Source organism: Micromonospora sp. WMMD967 (assembly GCF_029626165.1).
GTDB lineage: Bacteria > Actinomycetota > Actinomycetes > Mycobacteriales > Micromonosporaceae > Micromonospora > Micromonospora taraxaci.
Genome location: NZ_JARUBK010000001.1, coordinates 2,291,365 through 2,314,747, shown reverse-complemented (window position 1 = coordinate 2,314,747; position 23,383 = coordinate 2,291,365). Strand labels below are relative to the sequence as shown.

The 23,383-nt window shown below is 68.9% G+C and carries 16 protein-coding genes; 5 read left to right on the top strand and 11 right to left on the bottom strand.

Features of this window, described 5'->3' with window-relative positions; translation table 11 throughout:
- Positions 1–24: 24 nt before the first annotated feature.
- From O7631_RS10875 to O7631_RS10850, 6 genes are all read right to left on the bottom strand, one after another.
- Positions 25–990, bottom strand: coding sequence for a cysteine synthase (locus O7631_RS10875; RefSeq protein WP_278144132.1), 966 nt, complete (start codon positions 988–990; stop codon positions 25–27).
- 11 nt (positions 991–1,001) lie between these two features.
- The gene (locus O7631_RS10870; RefSeq protein WP_278144131.1) at positions 1,002–1,388 is read right to left on the bottom strand and encodes a MoaD family protein; all 387 of its coding nucleotides are present in this window, start codon (positions 1,386–1,388) and stop codon (positions 1,002–1,004) included.
- A 65-nt stretch (positions 1,389–1,453) separates the two neighbouring features.
- Entirely contained in the window at positions 1,454–1,942 is a 489-nt protein-coding gene (locus tag O7631_RS10865) for a M67 family metallopeptidase (protein ID WP_145785271.1), read from the bottom strand.
- A gap of 52 nt (positions 1,943–1,994) precedes the next feature.
- Entirely contained in the window at positions 1,995–2,489 is a 495-nt protein-coding gene (locus tag O7631_RS10860; protein WP_197699390.1) for a DUF2017 domain-containing protein, read from the bottom strand.
- Between the two features lie 2 nt (positions 2,490–2,491).
- Complete coding sequence (clpS, locus tag O7631_RS10855) at positions 2,492–2,782, bottom strand: ATP-dependent Clp protease adapter ClpS (protein WP_030487198.1); 291 nt, start codon at positions 2,780–2,782, stop codon at positions 2,492–2,494.
- 148 nt (positions 2,783–2,930) lie between these two features.
- The gene (locus O7631_RS10850; RefSeq protein ID WP_278144130.1) at positions 2,931–4,481 is read right to left on the bottom strand and encodes a hypothetical protein; all 1,551 of its coding nucleotides are present in this window, start codon (positions 4,479–4,481) and stop codon (positions 2,931–2,933) included.
- A 196-nt stretch (positions 4,482–4,677) separates the two neighbouring features.
- Between O7631_RS10850 and O7631_RS10845 the strand changes: the two genes are divergently transcribed.
- Genes O7631_RS10845 through O7631_RS10830 form a run of 4 tightly spaced genes read left to right on the top strand, consistent with a single transcriptional unit; the run spans position 4,678 to position 10,564 of the window.
- Positions 4,678–7,356 carry a LuxR family transcriptional regulator gene (locus O7631_RS10845; protein ID WP_278144129.1) on the top strand — a complete coding sequence of 893 codons (2,679 nt, stop codon included), beginning with the start codon at positions 4,678–4,680 and terminating at the stop codon, positions 7,354–7,356.
- Between the two features lie 16 nt (positions 7,357–7,372).
- Positions 7,373–8,659, top strand: a complete 1,287-nt coding sequence (locus tag O7631_RS10840) for a nicotinate phosphoribosyltransferase (protein ID WP_145785274.1) — start codon at positions 7,373–7,375, stop codon at positions 8,657–8,659.
- Positions 8,660–8,694: 35 nt separating this feature from the next.
- Positions 8,695–9,276: an isochorismatase family protein gene (locus O7631_RS10835; protein WP_278144128.1), complete on the top strand. Its 582-nt coding sequence runs from the start codon at positions 8,695–8,697 to the stop codon at positions 9,274–9,276.
- Positions 9,277–9,316: 40 nt separating this feature from the next.
- The gene (locus O7631_RS10830; protein ID WP_278144127.1) at positions 9,317–10,564 is read left to right on the top strand and encodes an MFS transporter; all 1,248 of its coding nucleotides are present in this window, start codon (positions 9,317–9,319) and stop codon (positions 10,562–10,564) included.
- Between the two features lie 435 nt (positions 10,565–10,999).
- On the opposite strand, the gene ctaD is transcribed toward O7631_RS10830, so the two are convergent.
- Positions 11,000–12,760 (bottom strand): cytochrome c oxidase subunit I, encoded by a 1,761-nt coding sequence (ctaD, locus tag O7631_RS10825; protein WP_269680901.1) that lies wholly within the window; start codon positions 12,758–12,760, stop codon positions 11,000–11,002.
- A gap of 130 nt (positions 12,761–12,890) precedes the next feature.
- Positions 12,891–13,997 carry an FAD-dependent monooxygenase gene (locus O7631_RS10820; protein WP_278144126.1) on the bottom strand — a complete coding sequence of 369 codons (1,107 nt, stop codon included), beginning with the start codon at positions 13,995–13,997 and terminating at the stop codon, positions 12,891–12,893.
- A 300-nt stretch (positions 13,998–14,297) separates the two neighbouring features.
- Between O7631_RS10820 and O7631_RS10815 the strand changes: the two genes are divergently transcribed.
- Positions 14,298–15,422, top strand: coding sequence for a cellulose binding domain-containing protein (locus O7631_RS10815; protein ID WP_278144125.1), 1,125 nt, complete (start codon positions 14,298–14,300; stop codon positions 15,420–15,422).
- A 64-nt stretch (positions 15,423–15,486) separates the two neighbouring features.
- On the opposite strand, the gene O7631_RS10810 is transcribed toward O7631_RS10815, so the two are convergent.
- The 3 genes from O7631_RS10810 to O7631_RS10800 all read right to left on the bottom strand — a co-directional run bounded on the left by O7631_RS10810 (position 15,487) and on the right by O7631_RS10800 (position 23,362).
- Positions 15,487–15,681 carry a hypothetical protein gene (locus tag O7631_RS10810; RefSeq protein ID WP_278144124.1) on the bottom strand — a complete coding sequence of 65 codons (195 nt, stop codon included), beginning with the start codon at positions 15,679–15,681 and terminating at the stop codon, positions 15,487–15,489.
- Positions 15,682–15,823: 142 nt separating this feature from the next.
- A complete protein-coding gene (locus O7631_RS10805; protein WP_278144123.1) occupies positions 15,824–16,498 on the bottom strand; it encodes a hypothetical protein in 675 nt (224 codons plus the stop codon).
- 27 nt (positions 16,499–16,525) lie between these two features.
- On the bottom strand, positions 16,526–23,362 hold the full coding sequence (locus O7631_RS10800) for a polymorphic toxin-type HINT domain-containing protein (RefSeq protein WP_278144122.1): 6,837 nt from the start codon (positions 23,360–23,362) through the stop codon (positions 16,526–16,528).
- Positions 23,363–23,383 lie beyond the last annotated feature (21 nt).

Below are 23,383 nucleotides of genomic sequence, written 5' to 3'. Positions count from 1 at the left end.
CCCGTAACGGAAAGCCCCAACCGGTCAGGCCCAGAGCTGCCCCTCCAGGGCGTCCTCGGCGTCGGCGAGCGTGCCGCCGTACGCGCCGGTGGACAGGTACTTCCATCCGCCGTCGCAGACCACGAAGGCCACGTCGGCACGACGGCCGTCGCGGACCGCCTCGTGCGCCACCGCGAGCGCGGCGTGCAGGATGGCACCCGTGGAGAAGCCGGCGAAGATGCCCTCCACCTCCACGAGCTGCCGGGTACGCAGCACCGCGTCCCGGGTGCCGACCGAGAACCGCCGGGAGAGCACCGAGGCGTCGTACAGCTCCGGCACGTACCCCTCGTCGATGTTGCGCAGCCCGTAGACCAGCTCGCCGTACCGGGGCTCGGCGGCCACGACCTGGATGCCGTCGACCTTCTCCCGCAGGTAACGACCGGTGCCCATCAACGTGCCGGTGGTGCCCAGCCCGGCCACGAAGTGCGTGATGCTGGGCAGGTCGTGCAGCAACTCCGGCCCGGTCGTCTCGTAGTGCGCCCGGGCGTTCGCCTCGTTGCCGTACTGGTAGAGCATCACCCAGTCGGGGTGCTCCGCCGCGATCTGCTTGGCCGTGGCGACCGCCTGGTTGGAACCGCCCGCCGCCGGCGAGAAGATGATCTCGGCCCCGTACATCCGGAGCAGTTGGACCCGCTCGGTGGAGACGTTCTCCGGCATGACGCAGACCAACCGGTAGCCGCGCAGCTTGGCCACCATCGCCAACGAGATGCCGGTGTTGCCGCTCGTCGGTTCGAGGATGGTGTCACCCGTCCGCAGCCGGCCGGCCTCCTCCGCCGCCCGCACCATGAACAGCGCCGCGCGGTCCTTGATGCTGCCGGTCGGGTTCCGGTCCTCCAGCTTGGCCCAGAGCCGCACCGGCGGTGCCCCGTCGGGCACCGTCGGGGAGAGCCGGGGCAGGCCGACCAGCGGCGTGCCCCCGCACGCGTCGAGCAGACTGTCGTACCGCGCCATGGCGGCCGACCTCAGCGAACCGCGACGGCGTCGCGCACCGCAGTCGCGGCGGCGCCGTGCGAACTGATCGCCGCTGCCGCCGCGCCGTGCGAGCTGATCGCCGCTGCCGCGGCGAAGCCGAACGCGCCGCCGGCCACGGCCGGCAGGATGGTGACGCTGTCGCCGTCGGAGAGCTTGGCGTCCAGCGCGCCGAGGAAACGGACGTCCTCGTCGTTGACGTAGACGTTGACGAAGCGGTGCAACGTGCCCGCCTCGGTGATCAGCCGGCCGCGCAGACCGCCGTGCCGGGAGTCCAGGTCGTTGAGCAGATCGGCGAGGGTGTCGCCGGTGCCTTCGACGACCTTGGCGCCGCCGGTGTAGCTACGCAGGATGGTGGGGATGCGAACCTCAATGGCCATGATGTCGAGCTCCTCGATCGGGTGTGCCTACGGTGACGGGACGAGACGGGTCGGACGCTGACGGATCAGCGGCCGGAACACTCGTAGTCGACCGTCGCCGGGCTCTGCCCGAACATGTAGGACTGGACGGCATGCGGGTCGACGCCGGCCTCCACGACCTGAACCGGCTCCTCGGTGATCACGCCGTCGACGATCCGGAACGACCGGATCTCCTCCGAGTCGGGCTCACGGGTCGAGACGAGCAGGTAGTGCGCGCCGGGCTCGCCCGCGAAGGAGACATCCGTCCGCGACGGGTACGCCTCGGTGGCGGTGTGCGAGTGGTAGATGACGACGGGCTCCTCGTCCCGGTCGTCCATCTCCCGCCACACCCGCAGATGCTCCATCGAGTCGAACTCGTAGAAGGTCATCGACCGAGCGGCGTTGTCCATCGGGATGTGCCGGGTCGGGGTGTCGCTGCCGACGGGCCCGGCGACGACGCCGCACGCCTCGTCGGGGTGATCCCGGCGCGCGTGGGCGACGATCGCGTCGATGATCGACCGGTCGATGCTCAGCACGAGCACCAGCCTAACGCCTGACGAGCACGGGCCGAAGTGGTGCCGGTCACGCCTAGTCGATCAAGGCGTTGAGCAGCGACTCCTGCAAGTATCCGAGGTACGCGTAGACCGAAAGCTGGAACACCCGGCTGGACGCCGGGTCCTCCGCGACCGCGTCGTCCAACTCCTCGCCCAGATCCGTGCCGTCCTTGATCTCCAGCCGGACACCCATCGCGAGCCGTGCGTCGTTGAGCGCCCGCAGCCACGCCTCGGCCGCCTCGGCGTCCAGCCGGACCTCGCCGCCCGCCTCGTCGGGGAGCGCGGCCAGGATCGCCCCCGCCTGGTCGATCTTCGCGGTCTTCAGGTCGCCCTCGGTGTAGCGGCGGAACTCCGCGGTGCCCGAAGCGTCCTGCGGATAGACCGCCGGAAAGAGCCGACCGACGACCGGGTCGGTGTGGTCGAAACCATCGGTGAGGAGGCCGACCACCTCGGAGGCGACCTTGCGCAACACCCGCGCCTCGTCCACGGCGAAGGTGGCGACGTAACAGCCGGCCTGGCGACGGAACATGCTCACGACTTGTCCACCGTCGCCCACAGCCCGTACGCGTGCAACTGCGACGCGTCGTGCTCCATCCGCTCCCGGGCACCGGTGGACACCACGGCACGGCCCTTGTGGTGCACGTCAAGCATCAGCTGCTCGGCCCTCTCCCGGCTGTAGCCGAAAAGCTTCTGGAAGACCCAGGTCACGTACGTCATCAGATTGACCGGGTCGTCCCACACGATCGTCACCCACTGCCGGTCGGACGCCGGCACCTCGTCAGTGGCCGGCGTCTCGACCGGTGCAACCTGCGGAGCCGCCATGCCCCCCATCGTGCCACCGGTTTCCCGGAACCGAGGAACCGGAACGCCGGCCCGTCGTGGATCGCCCACCCCGGGCACCCCTGAGGCACCCCACCCGCCGTCTGACGCGCGGTGTGACACGAACCCGGACCGAGGTGCCACCGCGCGGTCAGGCGAGCAGGATGCCGTGGTCGACTGCATCGGAGAGCACCGCGCCCAGCGAGAGGCGGATCACCTCGAACCGCCGGGAGATCTCCCGGGACAACCCCAACTCGACCTCCCGCACCGCCCGCTGGGACCAGGCCCGCGCCGCACTGTGGTCGTCGTTGCCGGGGGTACGCCACTGCTGCCAGCACCCGCCGGAGAGCGCCACCGCGACCGGCGGGAGCACCTCGGCGCGGGCCGCCGCCGGGTAGCTGGCGAGGGCGTCGATCGCCTCCGCGCCGGTCAACGTCGCGACCCCGGCCGTGCTGGTGATCAGCAGCACCTTGTCCAACTCGTGGCCGGGCTGGTCGTCGACCAGGCCGTACTGCACAGCGGTGGCGATCCGCCGCCGCACGCCTTCGGTGGGAGGCACGGCGAGCACCTGACCCACGACGTCGGCCATGATGCCGCGCACCGCCTGGTCGCACTGCGCCGTGGCCAACAACGACAACGCCGCCATCTCCCGGTCCAGTAGATCCGGTAGGCCCGCGCAGCCGACCCCGAAAACGATCTCCTGGACCGCCCGCAGGTGGATGTTCGCCAACTCCAGGGCGAGGTGCTGGCGGATCCGCTGGGCGCACGAACGGGTGTGGCGGTCGAGTCGTTCGGACCAGTCGCCCGGGTCGGCGGCAACCGGGATGCGACCCTGCCCGCCCGGCAACACGGGCGGGTCGACACTGGCCCGTTGCAGCCCTTCCCGGGACGACCAACCCACCAGCGCGCGCCGCAGATCGGCGGCGGCGTCGGCGTCACCGACCGGGAACCACCGTGCGCCGGCCAGCGCGGGCACCGCGGCCAGCAACGCCGCGCGATGTGCCGCCACGGTGACCGAGGCCGAGTCGACCTCCGTCGCCGCACCCTCGGCCGGCGGGACGGACGCCCCCGCGCCCTCCGTAGTCGCCGCGCCGTCTGCCGGTGGGGCCCAACCCGCCGCACCAGGGGTAACCGCGAAGACGACCTCCACCGAGGTGGGGGCGACCTCGGTGAGCAGGTTCAGCTCCGCGGCGGTGAACGCCTGGTCGGCGGCGATCACGAAGAGCAGCGCACCGGCCCGGCCCACCGCGTCGACCAGCACCCGGGTGCCGGCCACGCCGAGCGTGGCGGTGTCCGGGCTGTCGATCAGGGTGAAGTGGCGTAGCAGCGGCTCGGGCACGCTCAGCTCGACACGCCGGGGCGGACGGGCCAATGCGGGTCCGGCAGCGTTGCGGTCGGCGCCGTAGGAGTGCGGCTGGCGGTAACCGGGCACGAACGCGGCCCGCGTGGGCACCTTGGCGTTGCGCACCACCAGCCAACTGCCGGTCGGCACGGTGAGCATGACCGGGTCGAGCCCGAGCAGGGTGGCGAGCACGGCACGCCGGTCGGCGCCGGCCGGGCCGACGGCGACCACGCCGAGCGGCTCCTCAGGGGCAGGGCCGGTCACGCCGACCCGAGTGGGCAGCGGGCCGCAGGTGGGCACGTCGGCTGAGCCGGACATGTCGTCCGGCGAGTCGACTGAGGGGAGAGGGCCCTGCCTCATCAGGTGACCTCCCGTAGCAGGTGACCGGCTGCCCGGTCGCGTGGAAGATCCGGTGCGCAACCCGGATGCCCGAACAGTACGTGCGGCCCCGAGACCGGGCGGAACACATCGGATACTCATCGGTAATTGTGCGACTACTCAACTTCGTTCGGTGACGGTACGGGCGCGGACGGATTCCGGTCGATATGCTGCGCGGATGAGTCGGTGGGAGTTCGTCGGCCGGACAGATGAGCTGAACCGCCTGCTGGCGGCGGTGACCGGCGAGGCCGGCCGCGGGCTCTTCTTCAGTGGCAGCGCGGGCATCGGCAAGAGTCGACTGCTGCGCGAGGGCGTCAACGCGTTGCCCACCGACCGGTTCGCGATCTGGTCCATCGCGGCCAGCGCCACCACCGCCGCGTTGCCGTTCGGCGGTCTGGTGCAGGTCCTCCCCGCCGAGCAGCCGCAGGGCCTCTCCCCCGCCGGCATCCTGCGCTGGGCGCTCAACGTGCTGCAACAGCAGGCGGCGGGCCGACGCATCGTCCTCGCCATCGACGACGCCCACCTGCTCGATCCGCCCTCGGCGGCGCTGGTGCACCTGGTCGCCCGCGCGGAGAACGCCACAGTGCTCGGCACCCTGCGCGACGGCGAGCAGATCCCGCTGCCGATCCGCGCACTCTGGACCGACGACCTGGTCGAGCACGTCGAACTGAGCCCGATGCCGCAGGAGGAAACGGCGGGCCTGCTGGCGGCGATCCTGGGTGGCCCGGTGGACTCCGGCTCCGCCGACCGGCTCGGGGAACTGTCCGCGGGCAACCCGCTGCTGCTCCGCGAGTTGGTGCACGCGGCGAGCGGCAGCGCGGAGTTGAAGCGCACCTACGGGATCTGGAAGTGGACCGGGCGACTGGAGTTGGCGCCCAACCTCACCGACCTGATCGACACCCGGGTCGGCAAGCTCACCGACGGCGTCCGTGCGGTCGTCGAGCTCGTGGCGTTCGGCGAACCGCTCGGCCTGCACCTGCTCAAACAGGCCGCCGACCAGGCGGACGTGGAGACCGCCGAGGAACGCGGCCTGATCACCGTGATCCAGCACGACCGGCGGACCGACGTCCGGCTGGCCCACCCGCTCTACGGCGAGGTGATGCGCCGCCGCTGCCCGGTCAGCCGCACCCGCCGCCTCCAGGCGAACCTCGCGGAACTACTCGAACAGGTGGGCAAGCGCCGCCGCGACGACCTGCTGCGCGTGGCGGTCTGGCGACTCGACTCGGGCACCGCCCAGGACCCTTCGCTCCTGGTCGATGCCGCGATCCAGGCGTTCACCCGCTATGACGTGCCGTTGGCCACCCGCCTGGCACGCGCCGCGCTCAACGCCGACGGCGGCTCCGACGCGGCAGAACTGCTGGCCACCATCCTGATGTTCGCCGACCGGCCCGAGGAGGCGATCGAGGTCCTCGACACGGTCACCCCCGAGCCCGGCGACGAGCGACGGCTCTGCCGCTGGCTGACAGTGCGCGGGATGGTCAGCTACTGGGGGTTGAGCCGAGAGTCCACGGTGGAGGAGATCGCGAGCCGCGTCGAGCAACTCAGCGACTCCGCGGACCGGTCCCGGGTGCACGCCTTCGAGGCGATCATGCGTCTGCACGGCATGGACACGGCAACCGCCGTGCGACTCAGCCAACGCGTCCTGGACCGGCCGGCCGCCGGCGTCGCCGCCCGCGAGCTGGCGCGTTCCACCATCGCGTACGTGCAGGCCGCGCAGGGCCAGCTCAACCGCAGCGGTACGGCTATCGCCCAGGTGCACTCCGCGGCGGCAAACTGGCGCACCGACATGCCGTACCTCCAGTTGGCACTGGAGCTGGCCCGGGGCACCAAGCTCATGCTGACCGGCGACCTGGCCGGCATCGACGCGATCGTGGCCGACGAGTTCGCGGACCTCGCCGGTGCCGGTGACTTCCGGCTCGGCACCGGCTACCTCGCCATCCTCCAGGCGTACGCGGCCCGGATGCGTGGGCAGAGCGACGCGGCGATGCGGACGGCCCTGGGTGCGTGCGCGGTGCTGGCCACCAGCCGGGTCTACGCCGGCCTGGCCCAGGCGGAGCGCGCCCAGTCGGCGGCGTTGCGCGGTGACGCCGCGCAGGCGACGGCGGCGATGGCCGAGGCGGACCGCACCCACGCGCCGGGCATGGCGGTGCTCTACCCGTGGCTGGAGCAGGCCCGCGGCGCCGCCCTCGCCGCGTCGGGCGACCTGCCGGGCGCGGTCAAGCACCTCGGCGACCTGGTGGACCGGCTGCGTGCGGACGATTTCGCCGGGCACGAGGTGCACGTCCTGCACGACCTGGTGCGACTGGACCAGGCGAGCATGCCGGTCGGTCCCACCTGCTCCGACGGTGGCCGCCGGACGGTCGCCCAGCGCCTCGCCGAGCTGTCCGAACGGGTCGACGGGGTGCTTCCGCCGCTGCTGGCCCGACACGCCCGCGCCGCGGTGACCGACTCCGCCACCGACCTGCTCGCGGTCGCCGACGACTATGCCGCCCTGGAGTTGACCGTGTACGCGGCCGAAGCCACCTCCCAGGCCGTGCAGCGGTTGCGCCGGCAGCACTCGCCGGCGGCCAACGACGCCCGGGAGCGCCTGGCCGGGCTGCTCGGGCGATGTGACTCGATCCGGACGCCGGCGCTGCGGGCGGGCGCGCCGGTGCTCACCGAGCGGGAGTGGCAGGTGGCCCGTCTCGCCGCGCACGGTGCGCCCAGCCGGGCCATCGCCGAACGGTTGTACCTTTCGGCACGCACCGTGGAAAACCACCTCCAGCGGATCTACACCAAGCTCGGCGTGACCGGCCGCGCCGAGCTGTGGGCCGCGCTGCGCTCGATCCCGGGCCACGAGGGCGGCGACGCGGGCTGAACCTTAGGCTGGGGCGGTGAGCAACCACCGACCCGCGCTGCTGACCGACCACTACGAGCTGACCATGGTCAGCGCGGCACTGAGGGACGGCACCGCCGACCGCCGGTGTGTCTTCGAGGTGTTCAGCCGCCGACTGCCCAGTGGCCGCCGGTACGGCGTGGTCGCCGGCACCGGTCGGCTGGTCGATCTGATCCGCGACTTCCGGTTCGACCCCACCGAGGTCGACTTCCTCCGCCGGACGGGGGTGGTCGACGAGTCGGCCGCCGCGTGGCTCACCGACTACCGCTTCACGGGCGACATCGACGGGTACGCCGAGGGTGAGCTGTTCTTCCCGGGCTCACCGATCCTCACCGTCTCCGGCGGATTCGCCGAGTGCGTGGTGTTGGAGACACTCGTGCTCTCCGTCCTCAACCACGACAGCGCTGTCGCCGCGGCGGCGGCCCGCATGGTGACCGCCGCGCGGGGTCGGACACTCATCGAGATGGGGTCGCGTCGGGCGCACGAGGAGGCCGCGGTGGCTGCGGCGCGTGCCGCGTACCTGGCCGGGTTCCGGTTCACGTCCAACCTCGCCGCCGGTGCGCGCTACGGCATTCCGACGGCGGGCACGGCGGCGCACGCGTTCACCCTGCTGCACGACGACGAGCGGGCGGCGTTCGCCTCGCAGGTCGCCACGCTGGGCAGGGACACCACGCTGCTGGTCGACACGTACGACATCAGTCAGGGCATCCGCAACGCGATCGCGGTGGCCGGGCCGGACCTGCGGGCGGTACGGATCGACTCGGGCGACCTGGCGGTGATCGCCCAGCAGTCCCGCGAGCTGCTCGACTCGCTGGGCGCCACCGAAACGAAGATCATCGTTAGTGGTGACCTCGACGAGTACGCGATCGCCGCGCTGGCCGCCGAACCGGTGGACATGTACGGCGCCGGCACGGCGGTGGTCACCGGCTCCGGGGCGCCGACCGCCGGGCTGGTCTACAAGCTCGTCGAGGTCGAGGGGCGGCCGGTGGTGAAGCGCTCCGAGCACAAGGCCACCATCGGCGGCCGGAAGGTGGCGGTCCGCCGGCACAAGCCGACCGGCACCGCCACCGAGGAGATCATCGTCCCGCAGGGCGTGCCGGACCGGAAGCCGAACGACCGCATGCTCCAGCACTCGTACGTGGTCGGCGGCGAGCCGGTGTCGCTGCCCACCCTCGACCAGTCGCGGGAGCACCTGCGCGAATGCCTGATCTCCATCCCGTGGGAGGGGTTGAAGCTGTCGGCCGGCGACCCCGCCGTGCCGGTCACCGTCGTGCCCGCTGACTGAGCCCTCCCGTCAATCGATCTGGAAAGGGAACCCCGATGGCCAACGCGCTGATCATCGTGGACGTGCAGAACGACTTCTGCGAGGGCGGCTCGTTGGCCGTCGCGGGTGGTGCGGGGGTGGCCGCGGGCATCTCCCGGCTGCTCGCCAACGAGCCGGACCGGTGGACACACGTCGTCGCGACCAAGGACTACCACGTCGACCCGGGCGCTCACTTCGGCGATCCGCCGGACTTCGTGGAGTCCTGGCCCCGGCACTGCGTGGTCGGCACCAGCGGCTCGGAGTTCCACAGCGAGCTCGACACCGCCCGGGTCGAGGCGATCTTCCACAAGGGCGAGCACGCGGCCGCGTACTCCGGGTTCGAGGGGCACGCCGCCGACGGCGAGTGCCTGGCCGACTGGCTGCGCCGGCACGACGTGGACCGGGTCGACGTGGTCGGCATCGCCACCGACCACTGCGTGCGGGCGACCGCGCTGGACGCCGCCCGGGAGGGGTTCGCCACCACCGTGCTGCTGGAGCTGACCGCAGCCGTCGCCCCGGCGACCACCAACGTGGCACTGCGCGCGATGGAGGGCGCCGGGGTGACTCTGCACGGGGATCCTGTGATCACTGCCGCATGAGGGCGTAAATGGTTGGCCATCGGGCCGTCCCCCGTCGAGGATGTCGCCGGAGGTACGGACCCACGTGAACATGAAGCCTTACCGGCAGGCGCTCGCACTGCCCGGCCTGCGGTCGCTGCTGGTGGTGGCCGTCCTGGCCCGCATCCCGCTCACCGCGACCGGGGTGACGCTGACCTTCCACGTGGTGTTCGACCTTGGTCGAGGTTACGGAGCCGCCGGCCTGGTGGGCACGGCCGTCACGGTGGGCGCGGCGATCGGCGGGCCGATCCTCGGCCGACTGGTGGACCGGCGTGGCCTACGCCCGGTGCTGGTGCTCACCGGCATCGCCGAGGCCATCTTCTGGTCGATCGCGCCGTCGCTGTCGTACCCCCTGCTGTTGCCGCTTGCCTTCGTGGCCGGCTCGCTGGCCCTGCCGATCTTCTCCGTGGTCCGTCAGTCGATCGCCGCGCTGGTCCCGGAGGACCAACGCCGTCCGGCGTACGCGTTGGACTCCATGTCGGTGGAGCTGTCGTTCATGATCGGCCCGGCGTTGGCCGTCGCCCTGGTCACCGCGATCTCGGCGCAGACCACCATGTACCTGGTCGGCGGGGGCATCGTCGCCGCCGGGATCGCCCTGTGGGTGGTCAACCCGCCGATCCGGGAGGCCACCGCTGAGCCGAGCGGCCCACCACAGCCGGTACGTCGCCGGGAGTGGCTGACTCCCCGACTGCTCGCCGTACTGGCGCTCAGCGCCGCGGCGACCCTGGTGCTCGGCGGCACGGACGTGGCGGTGGTCGCGGTGCTGCGGGCCAGCGGCGAGGTGGGCTGGACCGGCGCGGTGCTCGCCATCTGGGCAGTCGCCTCGCTGGCCGGCGGGTTCGCCTACGGTGCGGTGCACCGCTCGTTCTCCCCACTGGCGTTGACCGCCGCTCTGGCCCTGTGCACCATCCCGGTCGGGTTGGGTGGTGCGCACTGGTGGCTGCTCAGCCTGGCGCTGATCCCGGCCGGGGCGCTGTGCGCGCCGACCATCGCGGCCGGCTCCGACGCGGTGAGCCGCCTGGTCCCGGCCCAGGTACGCGGTGAGGCGATGGGGCTGCACGGGTCGGCGGTCACCGTGGGCATCGCGATCGGCGCGCCGCTCGCCGGCGCGGTGATCGACGCCAGCTCGCCGGTGTGGGGCTTCGTGGTCACCGGGGCACTCGGCGCGTTGGTCACCCTGGTGGTGCTCCCGATCGAGCTGCGCCGCCGCCGCGCGGCCGCAACCACCCCGCCGCCCGTCGAGGCAGACCTCACCCCCGCCGCCCGCTGACGGCGGCGTCCCCTCGACGGACGAAGGCCACACCCACCGTCGGACCGCCGCACCGACGCATCGCCAACGCGACTGCGACCACCGCCCCGGTGAGATCGCTGCGCTCTGCTGCCACGAAGGCCGGAGGGAGGCATGCGCCCCAACAACGGATATACCTGTGAGTCATATTTATGACTCACAGGTATATCGCGCTCAGAAGCAGCACCGCCCGGACAAAGCAAGGCGGAGATAACGAGCCGAGCCGGGCGAGCCGCAGCGCGCTGGGCTGAGCAGGGACCGGGGGCGAGCCGGCCCGGGTCGCACCGAGCCACGCCGAGGCCAAGGCAACGCCGGAGCCGGGGCGGAGGCCGAGCGGGGATGGGCTGGTGACGGCGACGGGCGCCGCTCCCGGGTGGTCCCGGAGGGCGGCGCCCGTCGTACTGCCGAGTTCGAGCGTCAGTGCCTGTCGATGTCGCTGGCGGTGTCCTCGCGGTAGCTCGCGCCGCCGTCCGACTCGCTGGTGAGCGGCTTGGAGCCACCCTCCGGCGGGCCGGCCAGGCTCTGGCCGCCGGCGGCCAGCTCCGGGAACTTCGCGTCGAACGCCGGCCGCTCCGAGCGGATGCGGGGCATCTTGTCGAAGTTGCGCAGCGGCGGCGGGCTGCTGGTCGCCCACTCCAGCGAGTTGCCGTGACCCCAGGGGTCGTTCACCTCGACCACCGGGCCGGTCTTGTACGACTTCCAGCAGTTGTAGATGAACGGCAGCGTGGAGATACCGGTGATGAACGCGCCGATCGTGGAGATCATGTTCAGCGTGGTGAAGCCGTCACCGGGCAGGTAGTCGGCGTACCGACGGGGCATGCCCTCGTTGCCGAGCCAGTGCTGCACCAGGAACGTGGTGTGGAAGCCGATCATGGTGAGCCAGAAGTGCACCTTGCCCAGCCGCTCGTCGAGCATCCGGCCGAACATCTTCGGGAACCAGAAGTAGATGCCGGCGAACACCGCGAACACGATCGTGCCGAAGAGCACGTAGTGGAAGTGCGCCACCACGAAGTACGAGTCCGACACGTGGAAGTCGATCGGCGGGCTGGCCAGCAGCACACCGGTCAGACCACCGAAGAGGAAGGTGACCAGGAAGCCGACCGCCCAGAGCATGGGCGTCTCGAAGCTGATCTGGCCCCGCCACATGGTGCCGATCCAGTTGAAGAACTTCATACCGGTCGGCACGGCGATCAGGTAGCTCAGGAAGCTGAAGAACGGCAGCAGCACCTGGCCGGTGGCGAACATGTGGTGCGCCCAGACGCTCATCGAGAGCGCGGCGATCGCCACGGTCGCGGCGACCAGACCCTTGTAACCGAAGATCGGCTTACGGGAGAAGACCGGGATGACCTCGCTGATGATGCCGAAGAACGGCAGCGCGACGATGTACACCTCGGGGTGCCCGAAGAACCAGAACAGGTGCTGCCAGAGCATCGGCCCGCCGGTTGCCGGGTCGTACACGTGCGCACCGAGGATGCGGTCCGCGGCCAGCGCGAACAGCGCGGCGGCCAGCAGCGGGAAGACCAGGATCACCAGGAGGCTGGTGACCAGGATGTTCCACGTGAAGATCGGCATCCGGAACATGGTCATGCCGGGCGCGCGCAGGGTCAGCACCGTGGTGATCATGTTCACCGCGCCGAGGATGGTGCCCAGACCGGAGATGGCCAGACCCATGATCCACATGTTGGCGCCGACGCCGGGCGAGTGCTCGACGCTGCTCAGCGGCGCGTACGCGAACCAACCGAAGTCGGCGGCGCCACCCGGGGTGATGAACCCGGCGGTCGCCATCGTGCCGCCGAACAGGTACAGCCAGTAGGCGAAGCTGTTCAGCCGGGGGAAGGAGACGTCGGGTGCGCCGATCTGGATCGGCACGATGTAGTTCGCGAAGGCGAACACGATCGGCGTCGCGAAGAACAGCAACATGATCGTGCCGTGCATCGTGAAGAGCTGGTTGTACTGCTCCGGCGACAGGAACTGCAGCCCGGGTCGGGCCAGCTCAGCCCGCATGATCAGGGCCATCAGGCCACCGATCATGAAGAACACGAACGCGGTGATCATGTACATGATCCCGATCTGCTTCGCGTCCGTGGTTCGCAGCAGCCGCGCGATGGCCGACCCCTTGACCGGCTCCCGGACCGGCCAGGGCCGGGTCACGACCGGCTTGGGTGCGACGGTGGTCACGAGTGGCCTCCGGTTCTCGGTTGTCCCGCTCGGCACACGCTGGTTATCGGCGGGCCGTCATCCGCAAGGAGGATAGTCCCCGGCAGGTCGCAGCGCCGCGTGGGGTGGCGTGACACGATCTACAACGGGGCTACAGCGGGCCGAGCAGCAACCGGTAGTGCTCCCCGAAGATCCGGTCGCCGCGTCCGCGCAGCAGGGGGTCGCGCAGCGCCGGCGGCACGTCCCTGGTCCGGTTGCGGTCCCGGGTCCGGTCCCGCACCCATCGGGTACGCGGGCGGCGACGACTCTCGTACGCGACCAGGGCCGCGTCAACACTGTTGGCGGCGCGCAGCGACTCGGCCAGCACCACCGCGTCCTCCAGGGCCATCGCCGCACCCTGGGAGAGCGTCGGCGCGGTGGCGTGCGCCGCGTCGCCGACCAGCAGCACCCGCCCCCGGTGCCAGCGGCCCAGCTCCACCTCGTCGGTGATCCCGACGTGCACCTCGTCGAGCGCGGCCAGCACCTCGGGCACCGGGCCCCGATAGTCGTCGAAGAGTTCCCGCAGCCGCGCGAGGGGCTCGGCGGGCTCCTCGGTGCCGGCCTCGTCGGCGTACAGGTGCAGTCGCCCGGCACCGATCGGCACCATCAGGAAACCGGAGCGTTGGCCGAGCAGGGCGGTCCACTCGGCGACCGGCGGACCGTCCCGCAGCACCGCCCGGTAGACCACCTGCCCGACCGGCCGGGGCGGCCCTCCGAGAGCGGCCAGCGCCCGCACCGAGGAGCGCGGCCCGTCGGCGCCGATGACCAGGTCGTACTCGGTGGTGGTGCCGTCGGTGAAGGTGACGCCGACCGCGCCGGGCAGCAGTTCCAGGGTGCGGACCTCGGCGCCGTGCCGGACGGCCCCGCCGGCGCCGCTGAGCAGCACCCGGTGCAGGTCGGCCCGGGGCAACGCGCGACACTCCCCGACCCCCGCCCACAGGGCGTCGAGGTCGACCTCGCAGAGGTGCGCGCCGGCGGCGTCGAAGAAGTGCTGCCGGTGGATCACCTGCCCGAGCGGACGGACCGGGTCGTGCAAGTCGAGCCGGTGCAGCGCGCGGGCGGCGTTGCCGGGCAGGTAGAGGCCGGTTTCGGTGGACTCCCCCGGCGGCAGCTTGTCGGTGACGTCCGGCCGGAAGCCCGCCAGGCGCAGCGCCCGGGCCACGGCGAGGCCAGCGATGCCCGCGCCGACGACGAGGATGCGCAGGGGGGAGCCACCCATGGTGGTGTACGCCTCCGGAGGGGGAGCGGAACGCGTTGGAGGCAACACGCTACTCGGAGCGATTGCCCCACACCAGGCCCTAATCGGCCGTCTCGGTGGCTCCCGTCGGCGGTTCGCGGCACTTAGCTGGCCGTCGGGTGACAGCCGTCCGGTGGGGCGTGGCAATCCTCACAATTCGCCAGTTTGACGCATGCAGTTGCGCCCTAGTTTCAAGCATGTAAATGTGTCGTTGAGCGTGGGAGCGCTCCCGCACCACCCCACCACATCCGGCGCCCGGCACGCGCCGAGTCAAGGAGCGTCATGAAACGTCAACTTCGGGCCCTGGCCGCCGCCGGGCTCCTCCTCACCAGCTCACTGGTGGCCGTGGCCCTCGGCGGCACCGCCTCCGCCGACACCCTGATCTGTGAGCAGTACGGTTCGACCACCATCCAGGGCCGCTACGTGGTACAGAACAACCGCTGGGGCACCACCGCCGAGCAGTGCATCAACGTCACCAACAACGGCTTCGAGATCAGGACGCTGAACGGGAGCAGCCCCACCAACGGGGCGCCCACGGCGTACCCCTCGGTGTTCTTCGGTTGTCACTACACCAACTGCTCCCCCGGCACGAACCTGCCGATGCAGGTCAGTCAGATCAGCAGCGCCACCAGCAGCATCTCCTACCGGTACGTCAGCGGCGCCACCTACAACGCGTCGTACGACATCTGGTTGGACCCGTCGCCCAAGCGGGACGGCGTGAACCAGATGGAGATCATGATCTGGCTCAACCGGCAGGGCTCGATCCAGCCCATCGGCTCGGTGGTCGGCACCACCAACCTCGCCGGCCGCACCTGGGAGGTCTGGCGGGGCAGCAACGGCTCCAACAACGTCATCTCCTACGTCGCGCAGTCGGCGATCTCCAGCCTGAACTTCAGCGTGCTGGACTTCATCAACGACACCCGCAACCGTGGCGCGATCACCAACTCCTGGTACCTGACCAGCATCCAGGCCGGCTTCGAGCCGTGGCAGGGCGGCGTCGGCCTCGCCGTGACGTCGTTCTCGGCCAACGTCAACGGCGGTGGCGGCCCCACCAACCCGCCGCCGACCACCCCGCCGCCGAGCGGTGGCGCGAGCTGCGCGGTGAAGTACACGGCAAACTCGTGGAACAACGGCTTCACCGCCGACGTGCTTGTCACCAACACCGGGTCCAGCGCGATCAACGGCTGGACGCTCAACTACAACCTGCCCAGCGGGCAGACCGTCACCAACGCGTGGAACGCCACGGTCAGCCAGAGCGGCTCCGCGGTGACCGCCCGCAACGTCGGTCACAACGGGTCCATTGCACCCGGTGGCACGGCGAGCTTCGGCTACCAGGGGACGCTGAACGGGGCGTACTCGTCGCCGAGCAGCTTCTCGCTCAACGGGGCAACCTGCTCACGTAACTGACCTGCCGTCTGTCGCCGGACAGGGGCGTGACCTTCGCGGTCACGCCCCTGTCCTTTTGCTTGCCCTACCTGGAGGAAACGTCACCGGCGTCCGCGAACTCACGGATGAGCGCCAGCATCCGGTCGATCATCCGCAGCTGCGTGTCCGAGTCGAGGCCGTTCAGGTCGCAGGGCCCCGACAACGCCTCCGGCACCTCCAGGGAGGCGATGACATACGGCCAGGACAGCCCGGTGTGACGGCCGAGGACGCGTTGGCACACCCACCCGTGGAAACCGGCAAACCATAAGGCGTCCAGCCAAGGCCAGTGGGTCAGGTTTCACATTGCCGGGCGATCGAATCCTCAAGAGGCGGGTGTGAGAGCAATCACACACCCGCCTCTTTCCTAATCCATGGATTCGGGTCTAGTTAACGTCGACTGGATAAGAAAAGGTTGCTACCTCTGCGACCAATTCATCCCAATCCCGTTCAGGATTCATGCGATGGACCCTTTGGCGATCAAGCGGATCACCCTGGTAGACAGCAGCAACGTCCGCCAACTCCAACTCTACTTCGAAATACTGAACTGCTGATTCTAAGTAAATCTGCGGCGACCAGTCCACCAGATGCCCCAGGAGCCAGTCGGAGCCGTCGGCGGCACCACCTTCGGTTGGGTATTGAAGATCCCCGAAGCTCCATTCCTTATCTTGATGGGAACGCCAGAGGCAGACCGTCATGAGAGGGGCGTCATCCTTACCCGAGAATGCGGGTTCGTCGACAAACTCCATGAAAGGCGGAGGAATGCCATCGACCAAGCCAGGCCAGAGCGACGCCGGATCCCGCTTCAAGGGGCTCATCTCCGATTCATGATCGAAACCGCGGATGAAAGCGCCCTCCTGAAAGAAAACAACCGAGCACTCGTCACCACTGCCATTACGCATCGACCCAAGCTGCTCCTGCGGGCCCCACTCGACGTCGAAAGAGTACCGCCTGGACTCCCAGTCAGCGGAGAGGATCGCATCCAATGTCGCCAAGGCTACTGATCGCGTATGGACTATCTCTATACCCGGCAACCGCGCCGCCACTTCAGATACACTCATGCATTTCTCCGGTCAGAACGCTGCAGCTCAGCCCAAGTTGATTAGATTTAGGTGCGTTGCGCTCCGTAGGCCCGAACCAGCACCTGTATTAGGAATGCCTGCCAACCGGCCAAGCCAATCCTCCGGAGCCATATCTCCCTTTTCACCGTTGCAGTCCCGGCAAGAGGTGACGATGTTATCACGACCACCCTTACCTCCCCGCTTGACCGGGTTGAAGTGGTCGTAGGCCAGGTCATTGCCCGGAGGCTTGACTCCACGCTTGCTCTGATTAGCAATCTGAATTTCCTGATTGCAGTAGTCGCAGCGAAGTTCACCACCATTGCGCAACAGGTTGTCGTCCACCGCGAACCGCTTCGTCGAATCCGCAAATTCGCAGCCTTTACGGTTTACGTTGTGGACGAGTAGCGAGTCCTCACCGGCAAGCACGTAGTAGGTGTGGATGTCATCGACTGTAAGGTTGAATACAGTCGACTGCTCCGTCCACTGCGTTACGGACACAACGGAAGCGAGAGAATTCGCGGCCGTCCAAAGGGATTGACCGATTCTCAGGTCCTCGGCATCCACCCATTCACGGGACTCCGGCAGCCAGAAAGGATGCCCGGCCGTCGCAACGACGGTTTCGGTCAGGTCCTTGTCAGCACTTTCGCCGCCTGCGTTGATACCAATTCGCACAAGATGCTTTTCCCCTTGCCCAACAATGGTGGCAACGACAGGTTTCGCAGCCGTCTTTCCGGTTTCAGGATCTGTGGCGAGCACCATCTCACCCACCTGTAGATCATTTATCTCTTTTCGAGACCCGTCGGCCATCAAAACCATGGTGCCCAACGCAAAGCTGTTGCACGAAATAACCGTCTTAACCCCGTCAATGAGATCGCCCAAGAGACCCTTTGCCCGACTAGCAAGGTTGGCGAACTTTTTCCACTTCCATGGGGCTCCGTACCTTGCCGCCAGCTTACCCAGCGCGCCACCGATTGCCGCACTGGCCACATTTATAGCAGTGTTCAGACATCCGCCCATGTCGCCCTTGATGAAGCAGTCCAGGGCATCCGTAATACCCAATTCGTCCATCATGATCTTGGCAAGGGCTTTGGCCGCATTGAGAAGCTTCTGCTTCGCTCGCGCGATGCGCGCTTGGCGCTCCTTCTCCGCTGCTGCCGCTGCCGCCGCCCGGCGGTCCTCGTCGCTGGCACGGGGGTTGTTCCAGACGTTCTTGGTCGGCTCGTCCGGGTCGTACGCGCCCGAGCAGCCACCACAACCGTCGTTGTGTCCCTTGACCTCGTGGTAGTTGCCGTACATGTCCTCGTAGTCGGCACCCGGGCCGCAGGCGTCGTCGGAGCACGCCTTGAGACCGTCGGGGTCGGAGTACGAGATCGGGTTGTTGTTGGCGTACGCGTACCCGTGCATCTGCTGCGGGTCGGTGCTGTCGATGATCGGGTCGACGGAGATGAACCGACCGGTGACCGTGTCGTACTCGCGGGCGCCGATGTTCACCAGACCGGTGGTGGAGTCCTGGTTTCCGTTGACGAAACCCTTCTCCGTCGGCCATTGCCCAGGTGTTGGCGGCGTGCCACGGCTCTCACCGAACGGCGTGGTCCGCCGGTGCACGATGCCGCCGTTCTCGTCGACAGTCGCCTGGCCCGTGCCGTGGTGGTCGGAGGCGACGTAGTGCAGTCCGTTGAGCTTGCGGACGATCGTGCCGCCGCCGGGCAGGGGGTAGTAGCGGGTGCCGTCTGTCGCCTTGGTGGTGTGGTCGAGCCGGATCTCCATGCCCGGCAGGTAGAGCGTGGTGGCGTTCGGCTCCTTGCGGAGCATCCGGGAGCCGTCGACGTCGTACAGGAAGCTGGTCTTCTTTCCTGCGGCGTCGGTGACGGACTCGAGGTTGCCCTCGGCGTCCCACTTCAGGGTCTGGTCCTCGCCGACCTTGGTCCGACGTGTCGTGTTGCCGGCGGCGTCGTACCCGTACTCGTGGAGCTTCGACCCCGCAGACGTCGTCTCGGTCATCGAGCGCAGGGTGTGCGGCTGCGGCTGGCCTGCGGCCGGGTAGGTGTAGGCGCGCTCCTTGATCGAGGTGCCGTTGGCGGAGAACTGCGACTCGGTCTTGCGGTTGCCCACCACGTCGTAGGTGTAGGCGTGGTGGTACGGAGCCACACCACCCACACCCGTGCTCGACGGGCCTCCGGCGCACGGGTCGGTGGCGGTGCTCGCCGACGTCCAGGCCCGCTCCATGCGGCGCAGGTAGTCGTAGGTGAAGCACTGCACGTCCCGGGTGCCCGAGGGCGTGTCGGCGATCTGGGTGATGTTGCCAGAAGCGTCGTAGCTGTATTGGGCGTCGATGTCGATGACCGGAGCACCGCTGCGATCCAACCGCTGGTTGGTGAGGCGCTTGGAGCCCTGCTCGTACCCGTAGGTCGACCAGACCTTGTTGTCGCCGAGCTTCGCCTCGGTCTGGATCACCTCACTGGTGGCCGAGTAGTCGACGTCGGTCAGGTACGGCACGGCGCCCTCGGTCGCGGTCAGCCGCTCCATACCGTCGTAGGTGTAGGCGATGCTCTCGATCGGCAAACCGCCACCGCCGGACATGCCCGTCGCTCGTACGGTGCCGTCCTCGTTGAACTCGGTCGCGAAGCTGTAGAACCCCGCGATTTCGTTTCCGGCGTGCGCGGGCACCTGGTAATCGGTCTTGTGCGGCCGGTAGAACACGTCGTAGCCGGTGTAGTACGTGGCGTACTCGGCCCCGTCGATCCATCGGCTCGTCATCGAGAGCGTCCCGAGCCTCTGAATGTCGTACATCCAGCTACTGAGGAGCGTGCCGGTCTCGGCGGTCCCCTTGTAGCTGGCCGTCGTCCGTCCGATCGCGTCGTAGGTGGTGCTGATCGTCTGCTGCACACCGTTTGTGGTGCTGGTGAGCCGGTCCAGTTTGTCGTAGGTCATCGTCGACGTGCCCGCATCCGGGTCGATCGACTTGACCTTCCGACCGAGCTGGTCGTACTCGTGCTTCCAAACATTGCCGGCGGGGTCGGTGACCGTCGCGAGCTGGCCGGAGCGGTTGTAGGTGTAGGCCGTCTTGTCGAACGCCCCCGACGGCTCGGTGCCCTTGTACTGCAGCAGCTGCGTCGTCTGCCCGATCGCGTTGGAGATCGTCGTAGTGGGGGTGCCACCCTGCGGCGGGTCGACCGACACGCGGTCGCCGCCGTACGTGGTGCTGGTGCGCCACTTCTCGTTGCCGGCTACCGCGAAGATCTCCGCCTTGACCCGGTCGGCGCCGTCGTAGACGTAGAGCGTCTGACCGTCGACCTCGCCGTTGCGGGCGGGGAAGATGACGTCGGTCGGGGCACCGGCCGCGTTGTAGGTCGCGTACGTCTTGTCGAGATTGCCGGTCGCCGTGTAGAAGGTGTCCGCGATCATCCGGGTGCCGTTCGGCCCCTCGGTCTGCACCTGACGTGGGCGCAACAGACCGTCGTGCAGCTTGTACTCGACGCTGTACGAGCCGTCGTTCTGCCGCTTCTCGGTCTTCACCGCGACCGGCTTGTCGGTGCGGATCAGGTAGCTGTACTTGATGCTCGGGCTCAGGCCCGTCGCACCGGTACGGTCCGGCATCCACACCTTCGTCAGTCGGCCCAGCGAGTCGTACTCCAACTGGCTGACCTGGTTGTTCGGGTCAGTCTGCTTGACCGGGCTGCCCCAGGCCGTGGCGTACTCGGTGGTGGTGACGTGGCCCAACGGGTTGGTCTCCACCACCTTGGTGGTGAGGCCGTTCGTCTCGGTGTACGCAGTGGTGGTCGTGTTCCCCATCGCGTCGGTCGCCGTGAGCGGCCGACCGTACGAGTCGAAGGTCCCCGACGCAGTGGTGATGTAGGTGGCCGTGGTGCCGTTGTGGCTCGCCAGTCGCTCCGACGCCGTCGGGTTGCCCACCGTGGGCGCCACCCCGAAGGCCTTGCCGTCGTAGAGGGTGCGGGTGTCCGAGATGACCTGGGTCTTCCGGTCCACCGACGAGGTGCCGCACGCCACCGACAACGACTCCGTCCGTGCCACCAGGCTGTACAGGTGGAGGCTGGGGTTGTCCGCGTAGGTGGTGGTGTTGCACGCCTCGTCACCCGTGACATCGACGTCGCCGAGGTTCTCGGTCTTGGTGACCCGACCGAAGTCCGTCTCGAACGACGAGATGTTCTTGGTCTGGCGCCAGCCTCCGGCGGCGAGCGCGACGAAGTTCTGGGTCACCGAGGTGTTGGTGAACCAGGCCTTCTTGGCACCCCAGCTGTGCGACTCGGTGGCGGTGTTGTGCCGCCACGGCGTGGCGATGCTGCGGCTGACCTCGGAGGCGCCGTCGTAGACGGTGCTCTCCAGCTGGTGGCCGGAGAACTCGTCGTAGTCGACGTGCTCGACGCCGGCGGAGTCCTTCACCCGGATGTCGCGGGTGTCGGTGCTGTTCGGCATCTTGTCGCCGTGCATGCCGCGCAGGTAGCGGTACTCGGTCTTGGTGGTCTGGGTCTGACCGTTGCCAACGGTGACGACGACCTTGCCGTAGCCCCGCCACTCACTCCAGGTGAGGTCCTTCGGGTCGGAGATCCCGTCGGGCTCGGACTTCCGCCAGGCGGCGCCGTCCTGGTAGTCGTACCTGGTGACCATGTCCGGCGCGCCGCCGGTCCGGTCGGTCTCGACGACAGCGGCGACCACGTACTTGAAGAACCAGTCCGTGATGGGATCCCCGCTGCCGTACGGGTTCCACTTGACCGGGTAACACCGCTTGGTGCTGTTCCCCTCGGTCGGCAGCGCGGTCTTGCTGCAGTCCGGTTCCGCGTAGTTGACGTCGATCTGGCCGCCGGTGTCCGTCCAGACGGTGGCAAGGCGGGGTCGGACCAGCGGACCGATGTTGTCGTCGTCCCGGTCGACACGGTTGGACAGCTGGAGGTTTCCCAGTTCCACCGACGGCATGGCGATGTCCGTGCCGTACAGACCGGTGTGGGTGATCTTGTGCAGCCAGAGGGTGCGGGAGCCGTCACCGTTGTCGAGGAGTTGGTGGTCGAGCTTCCAGGTGTCGACCGGTTCCCAGCCGCTGCCCTGACGGATCTCGGTGGTGATGTCGGTCAACCGGGCCCGGGTCCAGAACGTGGGGGTGATCTGGTCCAGCTTGCACTTGGTGTCTTTGTTGCAGTTGCGGTCGAAGGGGACGTCCGGCCAGTACGGCGCGGTGGTCGTGTTCAGATCCTGCGGGTCGCAGTCGATGGACCCGCTCGCGAGGCACCGCTCCTTGACGTCGAACCGCACCCGCGCCGGAGCGTTGGTGGTGTAGACCGCGTTGTGCCGCTGCCCGTAGTCGATCCGCTTGAGGTAGCCGCCGCGGTGGTACGGCACACCGTTGGCGTCGGTGTTCTTGCCCCGGGCGTAGTAGTTCGTCTCCGGGGTGTAGAAGTACGAGCTGACGTTGCCGAAGCGGTCCTTGACGTAGTCGAGGCTCCATCGCCACGCCTGGTTGCAGTGCGAGGCGGCGAAGCCGCCCGACGTGCTGTTGCACGGCTCGTTGGCGTCGTCGCCGTAGACCGGCAGCGTCCACGTCGACCCGGTGACCTCCTTGTTGGTGGTCCAGCCCGGAAGCTTGTTCAGGCCGAAGAAGTACTCCGTGCCGTCGGTCGTGGTGACCTTCCAGTGCTCACCGTCGTTGTCGCCGTTGTCGGCGCCGGTGAACCGCTCCACCTTCGAGCCGTCATCGGTGGCGAACTTCCAGGTGCTGCCGCTCTTGACCAGCTCGGTGGACTTGCCGTTGAGCAGAATGGTGGCGTTGTCGTACGCCCAGCACTGGTCGGCGTACTGGTCGTGCCCGTCCTCGGCGCAGGACTTGTAGCGGCGCTCGATGTGCCCCGGCTCGTAGTTGAAGCCCTCACCCAACCAGGAGCCCTGGTTGTTGGTCGTGGCGGTGCGACCGTCGATCGACTGCGAGGAGTACGCGAGGGTGATGCCCGGAGCCCCGCCACCCGGAACCGGTGGCGTCCGCATCGGGTAGCTCCAGGAGAACCCACCGGTGGACGGCGCGACCGACCACTTGGACGACGGGGCAAGCTTCGTCGCCCCGTAGTCGCCCTGCGAGGAGGATTCGGCAGCGGCCAGCGCGAAGGTCGAACCCGTCGCGGCCGCGCTGACCGTGGCGAAGAGCGTGCGGGACTCGCCGTCGTTGACACTTGGCACCGGCTCGGCCGCACAGCCGGCCTTGCCCGGCGTGGTCAACGCACACTCCGGCAGCTTCACCAGCTTCAGCCGCGAACCGAAGTCGCCGCCGAAGGCGCCGGCCAGGCCGCCGTAGTCGACGCCCAGTTGGACGTCGCCGGCACCGTGCTGGCCGTCGGCACGATTCACGCGGACCAGTGGGCCGTCGACCCTGGCCCGCTCGGAGGCAGCACGGTCGAGCACCTCGACGCGTACCTTCCTCGGAACGGAAGCCTGCGGAGCGCCCGCCTTCCGCGCTGAGCTGGCAGCGGCCGACACCGACACTCCGAGGCCACCGGCCTTGCCGGTCGCGGCCGGTGACGAAGCGGTGGTACGCGCGCCAGCCTGCTCCTGAGCGCCGGCTGGCGGAGTGGGCACCGAAATCTCGGTAGCGCCCGCCGCCGGCCAGGTGACAGCCGCCGGAGTGGTCGTGGCGGGAGCCGCGCCCGGGTTGGTCTTACGAGGCTTCACGCCGAGGGGCGCGCGGTTCGGAACGGTCTTGCCGACGTCGGTCGCCGTCGGACGTTTGCGCTCGGCGGCAGCCGAGGCGGGGGCGTTGACGACCTGGATGACGCTTGCGCCCATCACAATGGTCATCGCCCAGGACACTGGCCGCACTACCCGGCGCTGCAACGCACCGGATGTGCCCAGAAGTCGGGAGAACATCCACCCTCCCCAGGGTTGGTT